Genomic DNA, 1,210 nt, shown 5'->3' with positions numbered 1-1,210 from the left:
CGCCCGCCGGGTGAGCGCGAGCGCGGCGTCCAGGACGGAGGTGTCCAGGCCGCGCGCCCGGGCGGTGTGCGCGACGTGCGCCAGCCCGGCCTCGGCGGAGGCCACGCTGCTGCGGTCGCCCGGGTGACGGCCCTCGTCCGCGCGCTGAGCGTAGTCGTCGATGATCGGGGGGAGAATGCTCGTCAACCCCTTGGCGTACGGGGCGAGTTCGGCTCCGCTGATGCCCTCGGCGCGGGCCAGGGCGAGGGCGTGCAGGTAGCCCTGGACGGTGGTCCAGAACAGGTCCAGCAGCGCCGCGTCGAAGGCCGCCGCCCGTCCCGGGTCCGCGCCCAGGTGGCGCACCGTGCCCAGGGCTCGGAGGGTCGCCTCGTGCGCGGCGAAGGCCTCCGGATCGCCGCTCAGCAGGAGGGTTCCCTCGGGGCGGCCGATGGTCGCGACGGGGGTGAGGATCGCGGCGTCGAGGAGCCGGTAGCCGCGCTCCCCAGCCTCGGCGGCGCCCGCCCGGGCGTCGTCCGGCGCGATCGAGGTGGCGTTGACGACGGTCCGGCCGTGCAGCGCGGCCCCGGCGGCGTCCAGCACGGCCCGCGCGGCCGCCCGGTCACGTACGCACAGCAGCACCAGCGGGGCGTCCGCCACGGCCTCGGCGGCGCTCGCGGCCGTGCGTGCGCCCAGCGCGACGGGTTCGGCGTCCCGGCCCGGCGTGCGGTTCCAGACCGTGACCGGATGCCCGGCGGCCAGCAGTGCCGCGGCCAGCGCGCGGCCCATCGGGCCCAGGCCGAGTACGGCAACAGCGGTGCGAGCAGGGGTGGTTGGGGAAGATCCTCGGTTCGGCATGCCGGTTACGCTAGAGCTTCACGCCGACGGCAGAGTCAAGCCGGAAGCCGACCACCGGAGGTGCCGCGATGCGGATCGGAGAACTCGCCCGGCGCACCGGCGCCACCCCGCGCGCCCTGCGCTACTACGAGGAACAGGGCCTGCTCACCCCCGAGCGCCGCCCCAGCGGCTACCGCGAGTACGGCGAGCGGGACGTGGACACCGTCCACGGCATCCGCACCCTCCTCGCGGCTGGACTGAACAGCGCCGCCGTTGCCGAGATCCTCCCCGGCCTGCCCCGCCCGGGCCACCGTCGCCCCGGGCCCACCTGCCCGGAACTGCTGGCCGGCCTCGCCCGGGAACGCGAGCGCATCACCCGGCAGATGGACGAACTCGC

2 protein-coding genes are annotated in these 1,210 nt (G+C 76.4%); one reads left to right on the top strand and one right to left on the bottom strand.

Annotated elements, in window-relative coordinates:
- On the bottom strand, positions 1–834 hold an 834-nt coding region (locus tag J0670_RS38290; RefSeq protein ID WP_207817377.1), incomplete at its 3' end, for an NAD(P)-binding domain-containing protein.
- A 68-nt stretch (positions 835–902) separates the two neighbouring features.
- Between J0670_RS38290 and J0670_RS38285 the strand changes: the two genes are divergently transcribed.
- Positions 903–1,210, top strand: a 308-nt coding sequence (locus J0670_RS38285; protein WP_207817376.1) for a MerR family transcriptional regulator, incomplete at its 3' end; no start/stop codon positions are given.

It is taken from the genome of Streptomyces sp. FH025 (assembly GCF_017427025.1).
Lineage (GTDB): Bacteria > Actinomycetota > Actinomycetes > Streptomycetales > Streptomycetaceae > Kitasatospora.
The sequence above is the reverse complement of the archived record's forward strand: the minus strand, read 5'-3'. Positions and strand labels throughout refer to the sequence as shown.